This window comes from Peptoniphilus lacydonensis (genome assembly GCF_900106515.1).
Lineage (GTDB): Bacteria > Bacillota > Clostridia > Tissierellales > Peptoniphilaceae > Peptoniphilus_A > Peptoniphilus_A lacydonensis.
The window spans coordinates 479,181-498,696 of the sequence record NZ_FNWF01000003.1; the positions used below are offsets into that span (position 1 = coordinate 479,181).

Annotated in this window: 19 protein-coding genes and 1 pseudogene; 1 reads left to right on the plus strand and 19 read right to left on the minus strand. The window is 31.2% G+C overall.

The window, feature by feature from the left end; translation table 11 throughout:
* Positions 1-498: 498 nt before the first annotated feature.
* From BQ5450_RS04035 to BQ5450_RS04120, 18 genes are all read right to left on the minus strand, one after another.
* On the minus strand, positions 499-1,335 hold the full coding sequence (locus BQ5450_RS04035; RefSeq protein WP_071126584.1) for a 3-hydroxybutyryl-CoA dehydrogenase: 837 nt from the start codon (positions 1,333-1,335) through the stop codon (positions 499-501).
* 10 nt (positions 1,336-1,345) lie between these two features.
* Positions 1,346-2,122, minus strand: coding sequence for an enoyl-CoA hydratase-related protein (locus tag BQ5450_RS04040; protein WP_010248133.1), 777 nt, complete (start codon positions 2,120-2,122; stop codon positions 1,346-1,348).
* A 6-nt stretch (positions 2,123-2,128) separates the two neighbouring features.
* On the minus strand, positions 2,129-3,316 hold the full coding sequence (locus BQ5450_RS04045) for an acetyl-CoA C-acetyltransferase (RefSeq protein ID WP_071126052.1): 1,188 nt from the start codon (positions 3,314-3,316) through the stop codon (positions 2,129-2,131).
* A gap of 14 nt (positions 3,317-3,330) precedes the next feature.
* Positions 3,331-3,744, minus strand: a complete 414-nt coding sequence (locus BQ5450_RS04050) for a MaoC family dehydratase (RefSeq protein ID WP_010248138.1) — start codon at positions 3,742-3,744, stop codon at positions 3,331-3,333.
* Positions 3,745-3,813: 69 nt separating this feature from the next.
* Positions 3,814-4,917 (minus strand): non-hydrolyzing UDP-N-acetylglucosamine 2-epimerase, encoded by a 1,104-nt coding sequence (wecB, locus tag BQ5450_RS04055; protein ID WP_010248141.1) that lies wholly within the window; start codon positions 4,915-4,917, stop codon positions 3,814-3,816.
* Between the two features lies 1 nt (position 4,918).
* Complete coding sequence (locus BQ5450_RS04060) at positions 4,919-5,947, minus strand: glycosyltransferase family 4 protein (protein WP_071126053.1); 1,029 nt, start codon at positions 5,945-5,947, stop codon at positions 4,919-4,921.
* 9 nt (positions 5,948-5,956) lie between these two features.
* The gene (gene upp, locus BQ5450_RS04065) at positions 5,957-6,583 is read right to left on the minus strand and encodes a uracil phosphoribosyltransferase (protein WP_010248147.1); all 627 of its coding nucleotides are present in this window, start codon (positions 6,581-6,583) and stop codon (positions 5,957-5,959) included.
* 1 nt (position 6,584) lies between these two features.
* On the minus strand, positions 6,585-7,016 hold the full coding sequence (gene rpiB / locus BQ5450_RS04070) for a ribose 5-phosphate isomerase B (protein ID WP_010248150.1): 432 nt from the start codon (positions 7,014-7,016) through the stop codon (positions 6,585-6,587).
* 9 nt (positions 7,017-7,025) lie between these two features.
* Positions 7,026-8,081: an L-threonylcarbamoyladenylate synthase gene (locus BQ5450_RS04075; RefSeq protein ID WP_010248153.1), complete on the minus strand. Its 1,056-nt coding sequence runs from the start codon at positions 8,079-8,081 to the stop codon at positions 7,026-7,028.
* A gap of 163 nt (positions 8,082-8,244) precedes the next feature.
* Entirely contained in the window at positions 8,245-10,095 is a 1,851-nt protein-coding gene (locus BQ5450_RS04080; RefSeq protein WP_071126054.1) for an LTA synthase family protein, read from the minus strand.
* Positions 10,096-10,242: 147 nt separating this feature from the next.
* Positions 10,243-11,148, minus strand: coding sequence for a lactate/malate family dehydrogenase (locus BQ5450_RS04085; protein ID WP_071126055.1), 906 nt, complete (start codon positions 11,146-11,148; stop codon positions 10,243-10,245).
* Positions 11,149-11,529: 381 nt separating this feature from the next.
* Positions 11,530-12,804: a S1C family serine protease gene (locus BQ5450_RS04090; RefSeq protein WP_071126056.1), complete on the minus strand. Its 1,275-nt coding sequence runs from the start codon at positions 12,802-12,804 to the stop codon at positions 11,530-11,532.
* A 131-nt stretch (positions 12,805-12,935) separates the two neighbouring features.
* Positions 12,936-13,733, minus strand: a complete 798-nt coding sequence (locus BQ5450_RS04095; RefSeq protein WP_071126057.1) for a putative hydro-lyase — start codon at positions 13,731-13,733, stop codon at positions 12,936-12,938.
* On the minus strand, positions 13,730-14,674 hold the full coding sequence (locus BQ5450_RS04100) for a 5-oxoprolinase subunit C family protein (protein ID WP_071126058.1): 945 nt from the start codon (positions 14,672-14,674) through the stop codon (positions 13,730-13,732). Before BQ5450_RS04100 ends, BQ5450_RS04095 begins: the two co-directional genes overlap by 4 nt.
* Positions 14,667-15,413: a 5-oxoprolinase subunit PxpB gene (gene pxpB / locus BQ5450_RS04105; protein ID WP_071126059.1), complete on the minus strand. Its 747-nt coding sequence runs from the start codon at positions 15,411-15,413 to the stop codon at positions 14,667-14,669. Before pxpB ends, BQ5450_RS04100 begins: the two co-directional genes overlap by 8 nt.
* A gap of 16 nt (positions 15,414-15,429) precedes the next feature.
* Complete coding sequence (locus BQ5450_RS04110; RefSeq protein ID WP_071126060.1) at positions 15,430-16,626, minus strand: NRAMP family divalent metal transporter; 1,197 nt, start codon at positions 16,624-16,626, stop codon at positions 15,430-15,432.
* A 10-nt stretch (positions 16,627-16,636) separates the two neighbouring features.
* Positions 16,637-17,410, minus strand: coding sequence for a LamB/YcsF family protein (locus tag BQ5450_RS04115; RefSeq protein WP_071126061.1), 774 nt, complete (start codon positions 17,408-17,410; stop codon positions 16,637-16,639).
* A gap of 492 nt (positions 17,411-17,902) precedes the next feature.
* On the minus strand, positions 17,903-18,370 hold the full coding sequence (locus tag BQ5450_RS04120; protein ID WP_324609661.1) for an ATP-binding cassette domain-containing protein: 468 nt from the start codon (positions 18,368-18,370) through the stop codon (positions 17,903-17,905).
* On the opposite strand from BQ5450_RS04120, the pseudogene BQ5450_RS09505 reads away from it, so the two are divergent.
* Positions 18,353-18,460, plus strand: a pseudogene (locus tag BQ5450_RS09505) (IS30 family transposase); the annotation flags it as partial. The gene BQ5450_RS04120 and the pseudogene BQ5450_RS09505 overlap by 18 nt on opposite strands.
* On the opposite strand, the gene BQ5450_RS04125 reads toward BQ5450_RS09505, so the two are convergent.
* Positions 18,412-19,395, minus strand: a complete 984-nt coding sequence (locus tag BQ5450_RS04125) for a CPBP family intramembrane glutamic endopeptidase (RefSeq protein ID WP_071126063.1) — start codon at positions 19,393-19,395, stop codon at positions 18,412-18,414. The pseudogene BQ5450_RS09505 and the gene BQ5450_RS04125 overlap by 49 nt on opposite strands.
* Positions 19,396-19,516 lie beyond the last annotated feature (121 nt).

The window sequence follows — 19,516 nt, forward strand, 5'->3', positions numbered from 1 at the left end:
TCAAACCCTTTAATAAGATGAAAATAGTTCTTATAAAAATTCAATTTTACAATTACTTAAATTAGAAAATTTACAAATATATTTCTACTTATATCTTCTGAACTTTGTTCATTTTTACCTATATGCTTATTCTACTACACTTTTAAAAATTTTTAAAGATATTTTATAACAATTTTGTATATTTTATAAATTTCTTATATTTCATAAAGAAAATTATATAAATAAATTAAATCTCAAAACAATTACTACAATTTTATCTTTACCCTTTTAATCAAAAGTTATAGCATAAAATTTATAATAATTATTATAAACTATTTAATTTTAAAAAATCATCTAAAAAATTATTTTCTTAAAATTTATTATAACAATATATTCTCTTAAAAATTTATTTTACATTTTATAATTATAACACCTTATTATTTCAATTCAATTGTATTTAATAAAAATAAATATTAACTTAAAAAAGCACCTACCATAGTAGATGCTTTCAAAAAAATTTTAATATTTATAGAATCCTTCACCAGTTTTTCTTCCAAGAAGTCCAGCTCTAACCATTTTCTTAAGAAGTGGATGAGCTCTATATTTTGGATCTCCAAATTCAGTATAAAGAACTTCCATAATCGCAAGCACAACATCAAGTCCAATTAAATCTCCAAGAGCTAGAGGACCCATTGGATGGTTTGCACCAAGTTTCATTGCTGTGTCAATATCTTCAACAGATGCAATTCCCTCTGCATAAATTCCAATTGCTTCATTGATCATTGGAATTAAAATTCTATTTACAACAAATCCTGGAGCTTCTTCTACTTCTACTGGAGTTTTTCCAATTTCCTTTGAAAGTTCCACAATTGTATTCTTAACTTCTGGATCAGTTTTCTTTCCTGAAATAACTTCTACAAGTTTCATTGCTGGAACTGGATTGAAGAAGTGCATTCCGATAACTTTTTCAGGTCTTTTTGTTGCTGCTCCAATATCTGTAATTGAAAGGGATGATGTGTTAGATGCAAGAATTGTTTTTTCTTCACAAGTTTCGCAAAGTTCTGTGAAAATTGCTTTTTTTATCTTTGGATTTTCTGTTGCTGCCTCTATTATAAGGTCACAATCTGCAACATCCTTAATATCAGAAGATGTTGTCAAATTAGAAAGGGCTGTTTCCATTTCTTCTTTTGTCATTCTTTCTTTAGAAACATTTTTTTCATAACCTTTTTTTATTCTTTCCATAGCTTTTTCAAGAGCTTCTGGTGCAATATCTCTAACTATTACTCTATGATATGGTGCAAGTACTTGAGCAATTCCTGCTCCCATAGTACCTGATCCCACTACTGCTATTTTCATTTTTTTCACCTTATTCTCCTTTAAACTCAGTTTTTCCCTTATTTAAAAATGCCTTCATACCTTCTTTTTGGTCGTTTGTTGCAAAGCATAACCCAAAGTGAGTTTTTTCGATTTGCATTGCTGTATCTATATCTGTTTGAGATCCATTAATAATTGATTGTTTAGCATACTCAACAGCTTTCGGTGCATTTTTCACAATTTTTTTTGCCATTTCAATGGATTTGTCAATTAGCTCATCAGGCTCATAGACTCTATTTACAAGACCAATTTCCAAAGCTTTTTGGGCATCAATAGTTTCTGTTGTATAAATTAATTCTTTAGCATATCCAGGTCCAATAGTTCTTGAAAGTCTTTGAGTTCCACCAAATCCTGGTGTAATTCCAAGTCCAACTTCTGGTTGTCCAAATTTTGCCTTTGTTGATGCAATTCTAATATCACAAGCTATGGAGATTTCACATCCTCCACCTAGTGCAAATCCATTTACAGCCGCAATTACAGGAACTCTACATTTTTCTATTTCCATAAATGTATCCATTCCAAGTTTTGCAAAATCATAAGCTTCACTTGCAGAAAAGTTTGCCATTTCACTAATATCTGCACCAGCTACGAAGGATTTTCCTGCACCTGTCACGATTATACATCTGACATCATCATCTATGTGAGAAAAAAATTTGTGAAGTTCATTTAACATCTCAGAATTAAGTGCATTTAAACTTCTTTCTCTGTTTAAAGTTAATAGAACAATACCATCGGATTTTTTTTCTTCAATTAAAAATTTATATTCCATATTGAATTAGTCCCTTCCAACAACAAGGGCAGTTCCCATTCCTCCACCTATACAAAGTGTTGCAAGTCCTTTTTTAGCATCTCTCTTCTTCATTTCAAATAATAGTGTAGTTAAAATTCTAGCACCACTTGCTCCAATAGGGTGGCCAATTGCAATAGCTCCACCATTTACATTTACTTTATCTATATCAAATCCCATAACTTGATTAACTGCACATGCTTGAGCTGCAAAAGCTTCGTTTGCTTCTATTAAATCAAGTTCATCAACTGTAAGTCCAGCAATTTCAAGAGCCTTAGTTGATGATGGAATAGGCCCAGTTCCCATTATTTTAGGATCGACACCTGCTGTTGCATAAGAAATAATATATGCAAGAGGTTCTACACCAAGTTCCTTAGCTTTAGATTCTTTCATTAGTACAAGCATTGCTGCACCGTCATTTATACCTGATGCATTTCCTGCTGTAACTGTACCGCCATCTTTTTTAAATGCAGGTCTTAGTTTTGCAAGGCTTTCTGGTGTAACACCATCTCTAATAAATTCGTCTGTGTCGTATACAGTTACATTTCCTTTTCTATCTTTTACTTCTACTGGAACAATTTCGTCCTTAAATCTTCCTTCTTTTTTTGCTCTTTCGGCATTATTTTGTGATCTTGCTGCAAGTTCATCTTGCATTTCTCTAGTAATTCCATATTTTTCAGCTACATTTTCAGCTGTAATACCCATGTGGTAATCGTTAAAGGCATCCCAAAGTCCATCATTAATCATTGTATCAACAACTTTTTTGTCACCCATTCTTGCTCCCCATCTTTCGTTAGTAAGAGCATAAGGTGCCATTGACATTGATTCAGTACCACCAGCAAGAACAATTTCTGCATCTCCAGCTTTAATAACTTGAGCTGCTAAACTTACTGCACGAAGTCCAGATCCACATACGACATTAATAGTAACTGCTGGAGTTTTGATGTCAATTCCTGCACCAAGAACAACTTGTCTTGCAACATTTTGTCCTTGCGCTGCTTGAAGAACATTGCCAATGTAAGCTTCATCAACCATGTCAGGTTTTACATTTGCTCTTTTTAAAGCTTCTTTTACTGCAACTACTCCAAGATCTACTGCTGAAGTATTTTTAAATTGACCTCCAAAACTTCCCACTGCTGTTCTTGCCGCTGATGCTATAACAATTCTATCTTCCATTTTTTTCCTCCTTATTAATCGCGTGGTGGCATTACAGTTGCCACTCCGTCTAAAACAATTTCTCCCTTTTGATTTGTACAAGTTGTCTTGAGTTTTAAAATTTTATCTTTAATTATCTCAACTGCTTCAACCTTAGCTGTGATTGTGTCCCCAAAATAGACAGGCTTAGTAAACTTCATCTCTTGACCCATATAAATAGTTCCAGGACCAGGAAGTTTCATTCCAAGAACTGCAGAAACAAGTCCTGCTGTTAGCATTCCATGTGCAATTCTAGTTTTAAAATTTCCCTTTCCAGCTTCAACTTCATTAACATGAGCAGGATTTAAATCGCCTGTTATTCCGGCATAAAGATATACATCTGTTTCAGAAATAGTCTTTGTAAATTCGGCAGTATCGCCAATTTTAATTTCCTTAATAGTTTTTCCCATAGATATACCTCCTAAAACCTCTTATTAAAAATATACCCATAATTTAGTGAGATAAATAAATATTTTAATTTAATTCATACCTTCTAAAATATCAACAATTTTTGTCGCAGCATGACCATCGCCATATGGATTTACAGCTTTTGCCATTTGATCATATAATTTTTTATCATCAAGTAATTTTATTATATTTTCATATACATTTTTTGAATCAGTTCCTACAAGCTTAGCTGTTTTCGCTTTTACACCTTCCATCCTTTCTGTTTCATTTCTAAGAACCAAAACAGGCTTTCCTAGCGCTGGAGCTTCTTCTTGAACTCCTCCAGAATCTGTAACTACAAATTTTACTCTAGACATTAAATTTGAAAAAGGCATATATGAAAGAGGTTCTATCATATGAACTCTGTCCAAATCAGAAAAATATTTCTTAGCAGTATTTCTCACAATTGGATTTAAATGAATTGGAAATACAACTTCAAGATTTTCTCTTTCTAAAACAACACGCCTTATTGAAGAAAAAATATTTTCCATTGGTTCTCCCCAATTTTCCCTCCTATGTGCAGTTAAAAGTACTACATCTTTATTATAATCTAAATTATTCAAAATTTCATCGTCAAATACAAAATCTTCTTTAACAGAATACTTCAGTGCATCGATTACAGTATTCCCTGTGATAAAAATATTCTTTTCATCATAGCCTTCTCGAAGTAAATTTTCTTTGTTTGAATTAGTTGGCGCAAAGTGATAATTTGCAATTACACCTGTAAGTTTTCTATTTGCCTCTTCTGGATAAGGTGAATATAAATTCCCAGACCTAAGCCCAGCTTCCACATGCCCAATTTTAATTTTTTTATAAAAAGCTGCAAGTGCTGCTGCAAAAACTGTAGTGGTATCTCCTTGCACAAGTAAAATATCTGGCTTCAATTCATCTAATATTTTTTCAAGACCCTGTAATGTTTTTGTAGTCACATCTGTAAGTGATTGACCCTTTTTAAAAATATTTAAATCATAATCTGGCTTTATGTCAAAAATTTCAAGAACTTGATCTAACATTTCTCTATGCTGACCTGTGACGCAGGTATAACTTTCAATATTGTTTCTCTTTTCAATTTCCTTTATAATTGGTGCCATCTTTATTCCTTCAGGTCTTGTACCAAATACAAATAATACCTTCAATCTACTCCTCCTTGTTTTTTAACATTCCCGCTGCTACTCCAGTTAATAATATTATTACAATAACAGCTATTGAAATAATAAGACCAATTGATGACTGGAATTTTGAAATTACATTTGCAAGTATTCCAAAAATTGCAGATATAGAATATAAAATGACAACAGTTTGTCTTTGATTTAGACCCATATTTAAAAGTCTGTGATGAAGATGGCCCTTGTCCGCTTCAACCATAGACTTTCCAGATAATTTACGTCTTAGCATTGCAAATGCTGTGTCAAAAACTGGGACTCCTAAAATTAAAACTGGGACAAATATTGTAAGTATGGCAGCTTGTTTTAAAAAACCTGAAATACTTATATATGAAAGCATAAAGCCAAGATATAATGCTCCAGTATCTCCCATAAAAATTTTTGCAGGATTAAAATTAAAAGGCAAAAATCCAAGACAAGCTCCTGCAACAAGTGCACAAACTAAACTAACATTTACTCTTCCCATTTCATAAGTTATAAAAAACATAGAAATCGCACAAATCATAGATACTCCCGATGCAAGCCCATCAAGACCATCTATTAAATTAATAGTATTGGTAATTCCACAAACCCAAAATATGGTGACAGGAATTGACAAAATATTTAATATAAAAAGTGCATCATGTGAGTCAAAGGGATTTGTAAAAAATTCTATCTTTATTCCACCAATTATAAGTAATATTGCTGCAATTATTTGAAATACAAATTTTAGTTTTGGACTTAGATCATGCTTATCGTCATAAAGACCTGAGAATGCAATTAAAAGAGAACTTAAAATTGTCATAACAAGTGCCTTTGTCAAAGGTAAAAATACAATCATCAAAATTGTCACAGTTATTACCATGGCAATTCCACCGCCAACTGGAATTGGCTTTTTGTGAACTCTTCTTGTATCCTTTGGCACATCTATAAAACTCCATTTTTTTGCAAGTTTTATGGTTAAGGGCATTTGAACAAATGTCAAGGCAAATGCTGCAAAAAAAGGAATTAAAAATTTATACATATTAACCTCTTACTTCGTTCCAAATAATCTATCTCCTGCATCTCCAAGTCCAGGAACAATGTATCCATCTTCATTTAACTTTTCATCTAATGCTGCAATATAAATATGAACATCTGGATGAGCTTCTTCAACTGCTTTTAATCCTTCAGGTGCTGCTAATAGATTTATAGCTTTAATATTTGTAGCTCCATTTCTCTTGAGTTCATCAATTGCTTCTATAAGTGATCCACCTGTTGCAAGCATTGGGTCAACTATAATCATAAGTCTTGAAGAAATATCTTTTGGAAGTTTTGAATAATAAGTTACTGGTTTTAAAGTTTCTGGATCTCTATACATTCCAATGTGCCCAACTCTTGCGGCTGGCACTATTGTAAGAAGACCTTCTACCATTCCAAGCCCTGCTCTTAATATTGGAACTATCCCAATTTTTTTACCCGAAATCATTTTTCCTGTCGCTTTTGCAATTGGAGTTTCTATTTCAATGTCTTCTGTTTCAAGATCTCTTGTGACTTCATAACCCATAAGAGTTGAAATTTCATTTACAACTTGTCTAAATTCCATAGAGCTAGTTTCTTTCTTCCTTATTATTGTCATTTTGTGATCAATAAGGGGATGATTTATTATAGTATGTGCCATATTATTCCTCCTCGATTTTTTTTACTCTACTTATATGTCTTCCACCTTCAAATTTCTCATTCAAAAAGGCTTCTACTATTTCAATTGCCATATCATGACCAATTAATCTTGCTCCCATTGCAAGCACATTTGCATCATTGTGACGTCTTGCAAGCTTTGCAGAATAAGGTTCAGAACAAAGTGCAGCTCTTATCCCCTTAACTTTATTAGAAGAGATTGAGATTCCAATTCCTGAACCGCATATAACTATTCCAAAATCAAGATTATTGTCAATTACTTCGTGACCTACTGCGTGACCATAGTCTGGGTAATCCACTCGCTTATCATCAAAAGGACCCATGTCAATTACTTCAATATTTTTTTCATCTAAATATTTTTTAATATCTTCTTTTAAATAAAAACCTGCATGATCAGAGCCTATTGCTATCTTCATTTTTCCCTCCTAAATTCTCATTACAACTTTCCCGCTGCACGCCTTGAGAAGTCTATTCATAATACTAAGTCCCATTCCTCTAAGCTCAAAGCCTTCAGCAAAAATTATGTCAACTTCTTCTTCATCACACTTTCTAAGTGCGTCAAAAAGATTTTGTGCAACTTCTTCCAGGTTTTCTCTAGATCCCAAATTTATGAGAAGCTTGACATCTAGATTTTTATACTCATCATAGCTTTCATCTGTTGCAAGTATTGCTATTTTTTTGTCTTTATTTTCCTCTACATTCTTTTTTATTTCAGTTATAACTTTATCAAGTCTTCCACCAAAACAAATTGCATCTGCTTTTGGAGCATAATGTCTATATTTTTGTCCTGGAGATTTTGGCACTTCGCCACTTTTTGAATCAATTGTGGCACTATCAATAGTTATATTCCTATCTATTTCTTGTAAATCTTCTAAAGTAATTTTTCCAGGTCTTAAAATCATTGGTGGATCAACTGTTACATCTAAAACAGTTGATTCAATTCCTACAACAGAATGACCTCCATCTACAATTATATCCACTCGTCCATTTAAATCTTCTATTACGTGTTCAACCTTTGTCGGAGATGGACGTCCAGATAAATTTGCAGAAGGTGCTGCCACTGGAAAATTAACTGATTTCAAAATTTCGTGTGCTATTTTATTACTTGGTTCTCTTATTGCAACTGTGGGAAGTCCACCTGTAGCTTCATCTGGAATTATTTCTGATCTTTTAAAAATAATAGTCAAAGGACCAGGCCAAAACTTATCAATACATTTTTTTGCAACTTCAGGAATTTCTGTTACTAAATCATCAAGTTGTGAATTCTCTGCAATATGTAATATAAGTGGATTGTCACTTGGTCTACCCTTTGCCTCATAAATTTTTTTGCAAGTTCTCTTATTTAAACCATTTCCTCCAAGTCCATACACAGTTTCAGTTGGAAGAACAACAAGACCGCCTTCCCTTAAAGTTTTACTTATCTTTTTTAAATAAACTTTATCTTTTTCCTTTCCTTTAAACTTAATTATATCTGTTTTCAAAAAAAACACCTCTATCCCTAACATTATATCAAGAACAAAAGTGTTTTTTAATAGTTAATCCTTATTTAATTTATTATGGTGTATAATTTTATAATCTTTAATACTTTCTTTGAATTATTTTAAAACTTTTCGCAAATTCCCTACTTCAAAATTCTAATTTCATCTAATCATTTATTCTGTAATATTCATACTTTTTATAATCTTCGTACAAATCTTTAGTTTTGCCATCTACGTTTAGTCTTGAATAAGTATTTTCTCCATCAAAAATAAAATTTCTAGAAATAATTGGAAGTTCCTTTCTAAGTTCTGAATTATACATAAAGAAATTGTCCACTTTGTTGTAACCCAACATATCCAAAATAATAGAAGACAAGTAATTTGCAGAAATAGCATTTCCATCTCTTACTTCAACATTTTCTCTATTTAAAAACTCTCTTCCCCTTTCATTTGCAACAACTACATAGGGAGTTGAGTAAAATTCAATTTCTTTTGCCAAATCATCATGACTCAAATTTATTCCAATTTCATCAAAGGCACTAGGTTCATTCCCAAGTCCTGGCAAATGATCTCCATAAAATACCATAATAGTAGGTTCGTCAAAATTCATCATCATATCATAGACTTCACCAATCATTATGTCCATGTCCTTTACACCCAAGAAGTAGGATCCAAAATTATTTGCAGCTTCTTCTGTCAAATTTACATCGCAACTATATGGTAAATTTTCTCCATACTTGTCATAAAAATATGGCCCATGATTTTGAATGTCAACTGCATAACTTAAAATTGGCTCATCAGAATTCTTTGCCTTTTCCAAAAATCTTTCTCTATAAATTTCTGAGAATTGTTTTTCAGACACATATCCACCTTTCATATCAGGCTTTTCTATATCTTCATAAAAATAATTATCGTCAAGACCAATCTTTGGATAGACATCTTGTCTTCCATAAAACCAAGCATAGCCTGGGTGAAATCCATAAGTCTTATATCCAATTGTCTTTAAGAGGTTTGGCATTGATTTTATATCTCTCTTTATTGCATTAAAAGAAAAACTTTCATCTGGTGCACAATCAACTGTTAAAGTTCCTGTCAAAACATCAAACTCCGTATCGCCAGTACCTCCCCCAAAGGAAGGAGTGACAATTCTTCCATGGATTATAGAATTTTCCTTTAATTTCTTAAAATTATAATTTGGATCATTCCCTTTGCTAAAGGAAAAATGTTGATTTTCAGATAAATCTGTAAAGGCTTCTCCCATTATCCAAATAATATTTGGCCTTTCATTGTATTTTATTACAGAAATTTCTTCTCCATGACTAACTTTGTCCCTCTTTTCCATTTCTTTTTTATCATAACCCTCTGGAGCTCTCACAAAGGATTTTTTTAAATTAAATAAAAAAGTATAATTAAATCCCTTAGAATTAAAATGATCAATTAAATTATAAGTGTTTCCATTTAATGGTAAAGAGTTGTAAATAGCATCTTTTGAATACACAAAATTAAAGAGTAACCCACAAGCTATAACAACAGAAAAAATGGAAATAATTCTGTCTTTTATTCTCAATTTATCATCCATAAAAAATTTAGTAACAGTCATGACCAAAACCAAAACAATCACAAATATAAAAATAGAGTATTTATCTGGAAAATAAGAATTTTTTGACATAGTAGCAGCTTCAAGTCCAAGACTAATATCCGAAACTCTAAAGGGTGCATTTCTATATATTACTTTCGTCCTATGTACAGTGTAGAGTATTAAATAAAAAACCGTATTAAATATCATCGAAAATCTTCGCTTTCCAAAAAGACCTTGAAAAAATATTCCCATTAAAAAAATTGGAATAAAGTTTAAAATTAATACTAAAACATTTTTTTGAATTTTATTTGAAAATCCCGAATTATCAGGAGCTAATAAAAGCATTGTAAAAGTCAATATCAAAGCAAGCACAATATGTGAAATAAAATCAACTTTATTAAAGCTTCTCCTCTTATTATTTTTATTCCTTTTAAACATACAATCACCTTCCAGAAATCCATTATATAATAATTTGTAAATTTTTGGAAAAGTTTTTGTAAATTTATTCATTAAATATTTTACAATTCATATATTTAATTTTAATTGAAATAATTTATCGCAAAATAAAAAGCCCCTATGAGGCTTTTAAATTTTTGGCAAAGTGTCCTTTATAGTTTTTATAGACTTATTCCACTTAACATTTTCTTCTTCATTTAATTTTAGTTCATAATCGCCAAGAACTCCTTCTCGTCCAACAATTGTTGGGTGTCCAATATAACATCCGTCTTTTTTAGAATAAGAAGATACTGGTAAGATGGTTCTGGAATCTTGAAATATTGACTCAATTACAATTGAAGTCGAATTTGCAATTCCATAAGAAGTATATCCCTTGGCTTTTATAGTTTCAAAAGCACGTATTTTAGTTTCTTCTTCAATTTCATCGCAAACATTTTTATCAAAAATTTCAAGAATTGGTTTTGTGGCAATTGACACACTTGACCATGCAACAAATTGACTATTGCCATGTTCTGCTATAACATATCCATCAACACAATTTGGATCAATATTTAGTTTTCTTGCCACAGAATTTTTCATCCTAGCCGTATCCAAAATAGTTCCCGTTCCAATTACTCTTTCTCTAGGAATGCCAGAAAGTTTTTGCAAATACTCCGCTATCACATCGCAAGGGTTTGTTATACTCACAATTATTCCCTTAAAATTAGAATCTTTTATTTTCTTGCCCCATTCTTCTGCACAAGTTTTTGTATATTCAAACTCCTTTAATCTATCATCATTTTTTTGCAAAATGGAAATATCTCCTGGAGCAAAAACTATAATATCTGACTCATCTAGATCTTTCAAATCTCCAGCAACTATATTTATATGCCCATTTCTTCTAACAAATCCATCAGACAAATCACTTACTTCAGCTTCTGCAAGACCTTCTTTTTTGTCAAATAAAAAGAGAGTGTCACAAAGAGATCTTTCAACAATTGTATGTGCAACAGTAGCACCAACATTTCCCAAGCCTATTATAGAAACTTTTCTCATTTTTCCTCCTATTTTTTAATACATCTTGTATAAATTTTATTATCACTTTAAAATTTCTTCTATATGTTATCTATAAAACAAAACTACAAATTTTTCACCTGTAAAAATCTACATTAAATATTTTATAAAAGATTTTTAAGAAAATCAAAACTTTTTATAAAACAAAAAAGACTGCCTATAAGCAGTCCCTTTGTTCTCTTAAAGAGTGAAGATTGGTATAATTTTATTATTAATCTTAGGAGTTAGTTATGGGGTGTCCCAAAATCAAATTTTTGTTAAATGACATTAACTATCATTAACTGTTTTTATTATAATATATGTTTTTTTATTTGTAAAGAGTTTTTGATAAAATTTATCAAAATTTTTATATTTTAATCAAATCTAAAATCCATTTTCAAACTCTTGTCTAAATCTATTGAAAAGTTCTTGTTCTTGTTGTCTTCTTTGTTGTTGTTCTTTTGCTCTTTCTTGTTCTTGAGTCTCAATATCTTTTTGAGCTTCTTTGTCGTTTTCTATTGAATAATCTGTAAAGGTAATATCAGTAGACTCTTCTTTTCCCTTTCTCAAGTAACTTATGTTAACAGTATCGCCCACTTGATACTTATATAAAATTGATTTAAGAGCATTGTTGTCTGTTACTTGATCCTTTCCGATTCTTGTAACTATATCTCCTGCTTTAAGTCCCGCCTTTGCTGCTGGTGAGCCATTATAAACTTTATAAACAAAGATTCCTTTTTCTGTTCCAACTTTGCCATTAAACACTTGAGAAGCTGCATCTAAATTCATTGTCAACATTCCAATAGACATTTCTTTGTAGTCCCCAGTTTCAATAACTTGTTTTACAACTGGCTTTATAAAATTAATTGGAATAGAAAATCCAAGCCCCTCTGCTGATTGAACTTTTACTGTATTAATACCTATTACTTCTCCTTCAGCATTTAAAAGTGGTCCACCAGAATTTCCTCCGTTGATTGAAGCATCTGTTTGAATAAGCCCAGTCATATAGCCTCCGCCACTTACTGCCCCAACATATCTATCAAGACCAGAAATAATGCCTTGAGTTACAGTTTGTGAAAATTGAAGTGAAATCGGATTACCTATTGCTATTGCTGTATCTCCAATTTCAAGTGAATCAGAATCTCCTAAGGTTGCAACATTTAATTTTTCATTTGTGTCTATTTTTACAATTGCAAGGTCAATCATATCATCTGCCCAAATTGTCTTACCTTGAATGTCTTTTTCATTGTTAAGTCTAACCGTAACATCTTTTACAACTTGATTATTTAATTTAACAACATGAGCATTAGTCAAAATGTATCCCTTTGAATCGACAATTACACCAGATCCAACACCTTGCACTTCAACTTGCCCAAAAAAAGATTGTTGTACCCCTTTTGTAGTAATTCCCACTACAGAAGACATTGATTTCTTGGCAACAGCAGATGCAACACTTACATTATCTTTTGCAGAAATTGTAATATTAGAATTATTTCCACTATCACTAGAAGAAGAACTCTTTTGTGGAATCGTTTTGTAACTTGTGATACAAGATCCTATAATTCCTCCAATCATAGAAAAAATAATTGCAATAAGAATTATAATCTTGCCTTCTCCTTTATTCTTTTTATTTATTTTTTTTATCTCATCTTTATCCATAATCTTCCTCCTAACAATTTTATATTCAATTAAATCTTAATTCAGTTTTGTGAAAGATTGATGATTAATTATAAAAATTTTTGATAAAAAAATATCTGTCAGGTATCCCCAACAGATATTAAAATTAATTTCTAAAAAACTGAAACGTAAGCATCTTTTTTATCTAATATCAACATATTTCCAGGTGCATGAGTAATCATAATTTCTGGTTTAGATGCCATTGCCACTGCTTGAGGTGTTACCCCACAAGCCCAAAATACTGGAACTTCCCCTTCTTTTATTTCACTTCTTTCACCAAAATCTGGCTTGTCAATATCTTTTATTCCAATAACAGATGGATCTCCTATATGAATTGGTGCACCATGCGTTGCAGGGAATCTTGCGGTTACAGTTGTAGCCTTTACAATATCTTTGTAAGGAATAGGCCTCATTGAAACAACTGTATTCCCATGAAACATTCCAGCAGGTTCTGTTTCTATATTTGTAATATACATTGGAACATTGTGTTCATCTTCAATATGTCTAACAGGCACATCTGCCTCAAGCATTGCCTTTTCGAAAGAAAAAGAACATCCAATTACAAAAGTCACGAAATCATCTTGCCACACGTCTTTTAAATCCTTAACTTCTTCTACAAATTCTCCATCTTTATAAATCCTATATCTTGGCACATCCGTTCTAATGTCAGCTCCATCAGCCATGATTTTTGTAATAGGACTTCCTTCATCTAAAACTTCAAGAATTGGACAAGGCTTTGGATTTCTTTGAGCAAATAATAAAAAGTCATAAGCGTATTTTTTAGGAAGAATTGCAAGATTTGCTTGCAAATATCCCTCACTCATTCCAGATGTTGGAAGATCAACTTCACCTTTTCTTATGAGATCTCTTACATCTTTTGGATGCATCTTTGCAAGTTCACTTAATTTCATATTATAGACTCCTTCTTCATCTTTTCAAATTTATTTTTATAATCAACTACAAGTCTTTGAGCTTCTTCAATACTAACTTCCTCAAATAAAACTTTGTCCAAAAAAGACATCTGTGCAAGTTTATAAAGATCAGCCGTTATTACATTTCCAATTTTTGTATAACCACCAGTTGTCTGTCTGTCCGCTACTAATATAATTGGCTGTCCATTTGCAGGAACTTGTATTGATCCAAAATTTGTTCCATCAGAAATAATATCTGCTGTTTCTTTGTGTTCTATTGCAGACCCCTTAAGTCTAATTCCCATTCTGTCAAAATCTTTTGTAACTTGATATCCACCAGATCTAAACAAATCGTGTATTCCCTTTTCTGTGAAATAATCATCTTGAGGTCCAAGAACTACTCTCAAAATATTGCAGTGAGAAAATTTTGGAAGATACATATCAGGAATTTTTCTCATAGTTTTATCTTTTGACTTCTTAATGTTAATTTCATCCTTAGATTTTAATGCTCTACCACTCATTCCACCCATCTTTGTCTTTATGTGAGTTGATTTAGAACCATTTACAACAGGAACGTCAATAGAACCTCCAAATGAAATATATCCCCTTACACCTTCATTAACTTTTCCAAATTGAAGAGTGTCACCTGATTTTACTTTTATAGTTTCAAACATTGGAGCAACTTCACCATTTATCTTTGGATTCATATCACTTCCTGTTATTGCAATTGTAAGTTCTTCATTAAATTTAAATGTAGGTCCAAAATAAGTCATCTCAAGCACAGCTTCATCTAGATTATTTCCAACTAAAATATTTGCAAGTCTATAATTGTAATCATCCATGACACCTGATGTTGGAATCCCTAGTTCTTGATAGCCATATCTACCACTATCTTGAATCGTTGTGAGAATCCCACCATTTATTACATCAATACTACTCATGAAGCTCACCTCTCTTTACCCTTTTTATTGAAACTTTGTAAGAATCATTTGCAACTTCTTTTTCTATTTCATCATATTCTTTTCGATCAATCGGCACATATCTAATATAATCCCCTGCTTGAATAAAGACTGGTGGTTCCTTAGTATCATCAAAAAGTTTAAGTGGAGTTCTTCCTATTAATTGCCATCCTCCAGGTGATTCAAGTGGATACATTCCAGTTTGATTTGCTGCAATTCCAACAGAACCTGGCTCAATTTTAAGCCTTGGGCTTTTTAGTCTTGGAGTTGCAATCCTTTCATCAAGGCCTCCAAGATAAGTAAATCCTGGAATAAACCCCATCATATAAACTAAATAATCTGTACCAGAATGAATCTTTATAACTTCATCTTTTGATAATTTTGCATTTTCCGCTACAAAGTCAATATCTGGTCCATACTCACCACCATAAAGTGTAGGAATTTCAATTAACCTAACTTCATCACTTTGTTTACTTGAATCAGCTTTGCTAAGTCCCTTTAGAATGTCAGTCATCTCACCATAAGAAATCTTTACAGGATCATAATTAATTAAAATAGATCTGTAAGTTGGCAAAATATCTAATACTCCATCAATCTCTTTATTTTTTAAATTTCCCACAACTGTTGCGATTTTTGAATTTATTTCTTTTTCAATTGTATCGCCAAATTCCATTACTATTGCAGAATCTCCAGCAGTTAAAAATTTTATTTTATCATACATTTTTTACTCCTAAATATTACTTAATTATATTAGTTATTAAAGTTTGAACTCCCATAAATGCAGTAACTGCAACAACAATCCATCCGAGTACAAAAAGTACCTTTGAGTGAACATAATCACCAACAATTTTTTTCTTTTGAGATGCAACTAAAATTACTGCAAGTGTAATTGGAAGTATAAATCCATTTAATGTTCCCACTACTACAAGTAAAGTTTGTGGTTTTCCAATTAGTATAAATAAAATTGTAGAAATTACAATAAATAAAATAGTAACCATATTTTCATGTTCTTCTACAAATTTAAATAATGTTTTCAAGAAAGATACTGATGTATAAGCAGCACCTACTACAGAAGTGAAGGCTGCTGCTGCAAATACAAATCCAAAAATTTTATATCCCACAACACCACTGGCAGCTAAAAAGGAAGATGCCGCAATATTATCAGGATCAATTTGTGCATTTGCCATTTTTGTAACCCCTAGAATTGCTAAGAAAAGAAGAACTCTCACAATAAAAGCAACAAGCATTCCTAATGAAGCTGATTTATTAACTTGAGATAGATTTTCTTCACCAGTAATTCCAGCATCAATAAGTCTGTGTCCACCTGAAAAAATAATATATCCACCAACAGTTCCACCAATTAAAGTAAGAGTTGGTTGAACTATACTTTTAAATCCTCCTACGGGTGCTACTGCAGTGTGAACAGCTTCTCCCACTGGAGGCTTTGTCTTAACTGCAACAAAAGCAATTAATATAATCATAAGAGCACCTAAAACTTGTGTAACTCTATCCATAATTGAACTTGCTTGTTTAGACGAGAAAAGGATAATACCTATAACTCCACCAATAGCTGCACCAATCTTTACATCAATACCAAAAATTACATTAAGGCCAAGTCCTGCTCCACCAATATTTCCAATATTAAATGCCAAACCACCAATTGCAACTAAAAGTGCAATTAGATATCCAAGCCCTGGAAGTACATTGTTTGCAATATCTTGTCCTCTCATCTTAGAAACTGCAATAACTCTCCACACATTAAGTTGTGCTATGTATGAAAAAATTATTGAAATTAAAATTACTGCTGCAAAATCTGCCCCAATTTTAGTCGTAAATGTAGCGGTTTGCGTCATAAATCCTGGCCCAATAGCAGATGTTGCCATCAAGAACGCTGCCCCTAATAAGACAGATAAATTACTTTTATTTTTTTCCATTTTTATCTCCTTATTTTAAGAAACTAGTTAAAGGTTTCACTATAATACCTTCAGCTTTTAATCCATCTCTAATATTTTTTACAAATTCAAGAGCTTCAGGATTATCACCATGAACACAAATTGAATCTGCAACAATATCAATTTCTTTGCCATCAGCTGTGACAACTTTATTTTCTTTAATCATTTTTACAACTCTTGGTATTGCTTCCTTTGGATCTTTTACAAAAGCTCCTGGAAGGGATCTATTTACAAGAGTTCCATCTTCGTTGTAACCTCTATCAGCAAAAACCTCCTGAGCAACTCTAAGCCCTCTTCTCTTTCCTTCTTTTGCAATATAAGAACCACTAAGTACCATTAAAATTAAATTTTTATCATATTCTTCTACCGCATCTAAAATTGCATTTGCAAGTTTCTCATCATTGCAAGCAGTGTTATAAAATGCACCATGAAGTTTCATATGTTGAAGTTTTTTTCCATGAGCCTTGGCAAAAGCAGCAAGAGCTCCAACTTGGTAAAGCATATAAGCTTTAGCTTCTTCAGGTTTAACATCCATTTTTCTTCTTCCAAATCCCGTCAAATCAGGATATCCAGGATGAGCGCCAATTTCTACACCGTTTTCAGCCGCTGCAGCACAAGTAGCATCCATAATAAGTGGATCCCCTGCGTGATAACCACAAGCACAGTTAATACTTGTTACATATTTTATAATTTCTGAATCCATGCCCATTTTATAAGCACCAAAAGATTCCCCAATATCACTATTTAAATCTACAAAATATTCCATTTCTTCCTCCTGTTACATATAAATTATTGCAATAACGTAATTCAATTATATTAAAAAAATAAAAAACTTGCAAACATTATCACATTGGAAATACAAATTCTATTGTCGCAATTAAAAAGGCTATGACCCTTATATTTCATAACCTCCGATATCTATTTATGTTATAGATTATATCCACAATAAAGATAAAATTTATATCAATATTTTTGTCGTTTTTAGTTTGTATATTTTGATCATAGATGTTGGTTTAAAACAAGCTTAAACAAAATGTGCATTTGCAAGTTATGTCAATTATGAATACAATGCAAATATAATATTAATACTTCTTTTTCTAAAATTATCCAAGTTATAGATTTTTTTGCTTTAACGCTTCCTTGTAAATTCAATATTTGGCAAAAATTTTTCACTTAAATATATATCCCATCTATATAATCTTTTTCTATAATGAACGGAATTTTCACAAAAGTACCACATCTCTAAAACAGAGGCTCTTTATATTCCTAAAAGTTTCTTATAAAATTTTCCTTCTCTTAATAAACTTTCATGATTTCCTCTCTCAATTATTTTTCCATCTTGTAAAATAATAATCTCGTCTACAAAACCTACAATATTTAAAAATTTATGAGCAATTATAATTCCAATTTTATTTTCTAAAATATCTTTATATAAACTTGAAATCTCTCTTTCTGTAATAGAATCCATTGAAGCATTTGGTTCATCTAATATATATAAACTACTTTCTTTTGCAAATGCCCTTGCAAGAGCCACTTTTTGCCACTGACCCATAGATAAATTAATTCCTTCGTCAAACCACATACCTAATTGAGTATCTAGTCTCTTATCATAGGAATTGATTAAATCTAAAAAATTAAATTTATTAGCTATGTTTTTTATTTTCTCATCTTCATTCATAACCTTTAAATTACTATAAGTTATATTTTCTCTAAAGCTGTGGCTGATATAGAATCATGGATGAATCATTACCCTAGAAAGATGTTTAATTATAAATGTCCTTTAGATCTTCCTGAAGTGGCTAACTTATTCTTGTAATTTATATTATACTTTTTATTTAATAAAAACGGAGTATATAAAACTATATTAATTATTACAGATACAAGTAAAAATTCTTTTGTAAAAATAAAATCTTGATTGTATTCTGCACTCGTGAAATTAGTCATAAACATATTGTGCAAAAGATGGATGAAGGTTACCATAATAACACTTCTACTCTCCATGTAGATGAGTCCAAGCACTATCCCAATGGCGATACAAAATACAGTAATTTCTATACCTGCATATATACCTTCTGTTCCAGAATAAAATACCATACAATATAAAGGAAAATGAGTCAAGCCCCACATAAGACCAGTTAACAAAACTCCTATTCTATTACCATATAATGATTGAAGTCTTGTTTGTGAAAAATATCTCCAACCATATTCTTCACCCATAGTAAATATTAAATTAAAGGTTGCAGTAAATAATCCTACTGTAAAGGTCCCAGCTAATCTATTAAGAAGATCAGTAAAATCAACTTCTGATTGAAAATAAAAATTTAATATTCCCAATCTAAACAAATCTATTATAATTACAATAAAAGCCCATTTAAGAAATAAAGAAAAATTAAATTTTCCTCTTAATCTTTTATCATCTATCGTTAATACATAAAGACTAATTAGCCAACCCAAATACACAACAAAATTTATATTATTTAAAACTTTTTCTGAAAAGAATGACAATATGTAAAAAAATATAAATAATATGAAGTATAAGAAATATATCAAACTAAATTTATCTTTAGATAAATCTTTTAACTTAAAATCTTTTTCTAATAAAATTGCAATAAATGCAGGAACTAAACTAATAACAAGTGTTATAACCCCTGTATTATCTGCTTTATAAAAATATTTACATGTAATTCCTATCAAAAAATCCAGAAAAAGAACTATAAATAAGAAATATTTTATTTCTTTTTTTGTACTCATATTAACTCCTCTCTTTATCGTTTTATTAACTCACTCGTTTATTTATATTCACAAAATATCTTATTATTTATTAATCATAATAAAGTACCAATAGTTACTACTAAAGATTATAAATCTTCTA